The sequence below is a fragment of the Rhodovulum sp. genome (genome assembly GCF_011048875.1).
In the GTDB taxonomy this organism is placed as follows: domain Bacteria; phylum Pseudomonadota; class Alphaproteobacteria; order Rhodobacterales; family Rhodobacteraceae; genus Rhodovulum; species Rhodovulum tesquicola.
In genome coordinates this window covers 1-4,143 of record NZ_DSDD01000391.1, presented here as the reverse complement: position 1 = coordinate 4,143, position 4,143 = coordinate 1, and the positions used below count along the sequence as shown (strand labels likewise).

1 protein-coding gene and 3 pseudogenes are annotated in these 4,143 nt (G+C 64.6%); all 4 read left to right on the top strand.

Annotated features, from left to right (window positions below; genetic code table 11):
* The first annotated feature begins 368 nt into the window (after positions 1-368).
* Positions 369-1,353, top strand: a pseudogene (locus ENN83_RS13620) (ABC transporter ATP-binding protein).
* Between the two features lie 27 nt (positions 1,354-1,380).
* Positions 1,381-2,659: pseudogene (locus ENN83_RS13615) on the top strand (ABC transporter substrate-binding protein).
* 739 nt (positions 2,660-3,398) lie between these two features.
* Positions 3,399-3,977: pseudogene (locus ENN83_RS17020) on the top strand (ABC transporter permease); the annotation flags it as partial.
* Positions 3,961-4,143: aspartate/glutamate racemase family protein (locus ENN83_RS17015; RefSeq protein ID WP_349760136.1), on the top strand; the 183-nt coding region annotated here is incomplete at its 3' end. The pseudogene ENN83_RS17020 and the gene ENN83_RS17015, both read left to right, overlap by 17 nt.

The window sequence follows — 4,143 nt, the reverse complement described above, 5'->3', positions numbered from 1 at the left end:
TTCTTCCTCATCGCATCGCGCAACCCGGGAAAGGCGGGCTGTTTCGGCATGGGTGGGGCTTCTTGCAGGGATGCCCAAGCCTATCAGATCAGGCAGAAGTCGGCAGGTTTTTCAGACGTTCCTTTCCTTGGGCGGGGCGGGAACCCGTTTGCCCCTGTTTGGCGAAATACCGGACGGGACTCAAGATTCGCGAGGGCGGGGCGGGTTCGGACGCAGGATCGTATACAATCTGCGCATCCCTTGCAGACATTCCCGCTCACAATCGCCCATTCCGCGGGCAGTTGAAGAATCCCCCGTCCCGGCCGCGGCTTGCGGTTCCCCGGCGCAGGCCCACGCGACAGGGTGGACCAATCCAGATGGAAACGCCGATGCGATCGGACCTCGACCTTGAACTTGTCGCCCTGACCAAGCGGTACGGCCAGAGCCTTGCGGTGGATGGCATCCACCATCTGTTTTCACGCGGGCAGCTATGCCTGCCTGCTGGGGCCGTCGGGCTGCGGCAAATCCTCGACGCTCAGGATAATCGCGGGCCATGAGGACGTTTCGGACGGTGCCATCGTGCTGGGCGGTCACGACATCGTGCATCTGCCGCCCGCGAAACGCGGCACCGCGATGATGTTCCAGAACAACGCGCTGTTTCCCCATCTCAGCGTCACCGACAACGTGGCCTTCAGCCTCAAGATGAAGGGCATCGACCGCGACACACGCCGCAGGCAGGCGGGCAAGATGCTGGAACTGGTGCACATGCAGCATCTGGCCGACCGGCTGCCCGCGCAGCTTTCGGGCGGCCAGCAGCAGCGCGTGGCGCTGGCGCGGGCGCTGATCCACCGGCCGCAGGTGCTGTTGCTGGACGAACCGCTCTCCGCGCTGGACCCGTTCCTGCGCATCCGCATGCGGGCCGAGTTGAAGCAGCTTCAACGCGAACCGGGGATCACCTTCATCCATGTCAGCCATGGCCAGGAGGAGGCGCTGGCGCTGGCCGACGAGATCGTGGTGATGAACAACGCCCGGATCGAACAGGCCGGCCCCGCGCGCGAGGTGTTCAACGCACCGCGGACCGAATTCGTCGCGCGCTTCATGGGCGGGCATAACGTGATCGCGCTGCCGCAGGGCCATTTCGCCATCCGCGCCGACCGGATCGCCCTGACCGGATCCGACAAGGGCAGGCTGGAAGGCCGGGTGACAGGCATCGAATACCAGGGCGCCAGCGTCGCGCTGACCCTGCTGGCCGCGGGCGATCGGGAGATCACCGCGCTTCTGCCCGAGGAGCAGTATTTCGTCCAACCCATCCAGCCCGGCGACAGCGTCGGGCTGAGCTGGGACGACGCCAACCTCCACGCGCCCGGCGCCTGACACCAGACGTCCATCATCGAGAGACAGATGACGCAAGCGACCAAACCCGACCTGAGCCGCCGGACCCTGCTGAAGGGCGCCGCCGCGGGCGTGGCGGCCAGTGCCTTCCCCGCGCCGATGATCTGGACGCAGAACATCAAGGACATCACGCTGCGCCAGTTCGGCACGGGTGTGTCGAACCTCAACGAGGTGGCGCAGAAGGTGAAGGAAGAGCTGGGCTTCACACTTGAGATGACCGCGCTGGACAGCGACGCCGTGACCCAGCGCGCCGCGACCCGGCCCAAGTCCTTCGACATCGCCGATATCGAATACTGGATCTGCAAGAAGGTCTGGCCCACGGGCAACCTGGAGGCGATGGATACCTCGAAGATCGCGAATTGCGACAGGATCGTGGGCATCTTCCGCTCGGGCAAGCTGAGGCCCGAGTCGACCATCGCCCAGGGCACCGCGCCGCATAGCGCGGGCTTTACCTCCGGTCCCGGCGGCAAGGATTTCGCGGCCGGGGAATCGGGCTGGATGACGCTGATCCCGGCGATCTGCAACGCCGACACGCTGGGCATCCGCCCCGACCTGATCGGTCGGCCGAACGATCGAAAGCTGGACGGAACTTCTGAACCCCGAATTCAAGGGCAAGGCGTCGATCCTCGACATCAGCTCGATCGGCATCATGGACGCCGCCATGGTCTGCGAGGCGATGGGCGAGATCGCCTATGGCGACCGGGGCAACATGAACCGGGAAGAGATCGACAAGGCGATGGCGATCTTCACCGAGGCCAAGAAGGCCGGCCAGTTCCGCGCCTTCTGGAAGACCTTCGACGAAAGCGTGAACCTGATGGCCTCGGGCGAGGTGATGATCCAGTCGATGTGGTCGCCCGCGATCACGGCGGTCAAGTCGCGCGGCATCCCGTGTGTCTGCCAGCCGCTGAAAGAGGGCTATCGGTCCTGGGGCGGCGGCATCGGGCTGTCGGCGAACCTGTCGGGGCTCGCCCTCGATGCGGCCTATGAATACATCAACCGGTATCTCTCGGGCTGGGGCGGCGGCTTGCTGATGCGGCAGGGCTCTTACTCGGCGGTGCCCGAAACGTCAGAGGATTTCATGTCCGAAAACGCATGGGCCTACCGGTTCGAGGGCAAGCCCGCTACCGACACCATCACCAACCCGCAGGGCCAACCGATGGCGCAGGCGGGCGACGTGCGCGATGGCGGATCGTTCTACGACCGGATGGGCACCGTTGCCTGCTGGAACGCGGTGATGGACGAGAACCCGTACCTGGTTCGCAAATGGAACGAGTTCATCGCCGCCTGACGGCCTGACCAGACCCGGCGCGCGCCCGAGCCTTGCGCGTGCCGGTCCTTGCCCTTCGCGACAGGACATGCCCATGGCCGCACTTCTCAGGAACCGACATCTGACGGGCTGGCTCTTGGCCTCTCCGCTGGCGGCGGTGCAGGCGTTCTTTCTGGTGCTGCCGATCCTGATGATCGTGGTCGTCAGCTTCTGGGGCGCGACCGAATTCTCGATCTACCCGGCCTTCGAGTTCGACAATTACCATTTCCTGCTGACCTCGCCCGTCACCTTGCAGGTCTTCCTGAACACGTTCAAATACGCGCTGGTCACCTGGGCGCTGACGCTGGGCATCGGCTTTACCGTCGCCTATTTCCCGGCCTTCCATGTCCGCAGCCAGACCTGGCAGATCGCACTGTTCCTTTTGTGCACGATCCCGTTCTGGACATCGAACATCATCCGCATGATTTCATGGATTCCGTTCCTCGGCCGCAACGGTCTGGCCAATTCCACGCCGATTTCCTGGGAGGTGATCGACGAGCTGCTGGAATGGCTGCTGTTCTCGGATTTCTCGGCGATCCTGGCCTTTGTGCATCTTTACACGCTGTTCATGGTGGTGCCGATCTTCAACACCATGATGCGCATCGACCGCAGCCTGATCGAGGCCGCCAATGACGCGGGCGCCACCGGGTTCCGGATCATGGCCAATGTCATCATCCCGCTCTGCAAGCCCGGCATAATGATCGGCTCGATCTTCGTCGTCACGCTGGTCATGGGCGGGCTTGCCTTCCGCAAGCGGTTCGCGGGCTCGGGCGTGCTGTTCCATCTTGTCGTCACGGCGCTGGTGATCCCTTCGATCCTGATCTCGCTGGGGGTGGGGCTGATCTTCAACCAGACCGGCCTTGACGTTCACTGGTCGACCAGCGGCTTTGGAGCGCAACTGACCTGGACGCTGCCCTTCGGCCTTCTGATCATGTTCGCGGTGTTCAACCGCTTTGACAAATCCTACGAGGAAGCCGCCCGCGACCTTGGCGCCAGTCCCTGGCAGACCATCGCCCATGTCGTGCTGCGGATCATCGCGCCCTCGCTGATCGGCGTGGCGCTGTTCGGCTTCACGCTGTCCGATGACGAGTTCGCCCGCACCCTGCCGACCGCGGGCAGCCGCAACACCCTGCCGCTGGAGATCCACGGCATGACCACCAATGTCACGACACCGGGGTTCTTTGCACTGGGAACGCTGACGACGCTGTTTTCCTTCCTTGTCATCGGGGTCGTCCTGACCACCGTCCGGGCGCTGAACCGCCGCCGCGCGCGGGCCGGGTCGGATGCGGGCAAGGGGATGGTCCAGGTGCATGGGCTACGTCTTCATCAACCCCAATTCCACCGCCGCGATGACCGACCAGGTGCTTGCCATGGCCCGCACCGCCCGGCCCGGCGCCCTGTTCGAGGGCTGGACCTCGACCCTTGGCCCAGCCGCGATCCAGGGCCCCGAGGATGGCGCGGCCGCG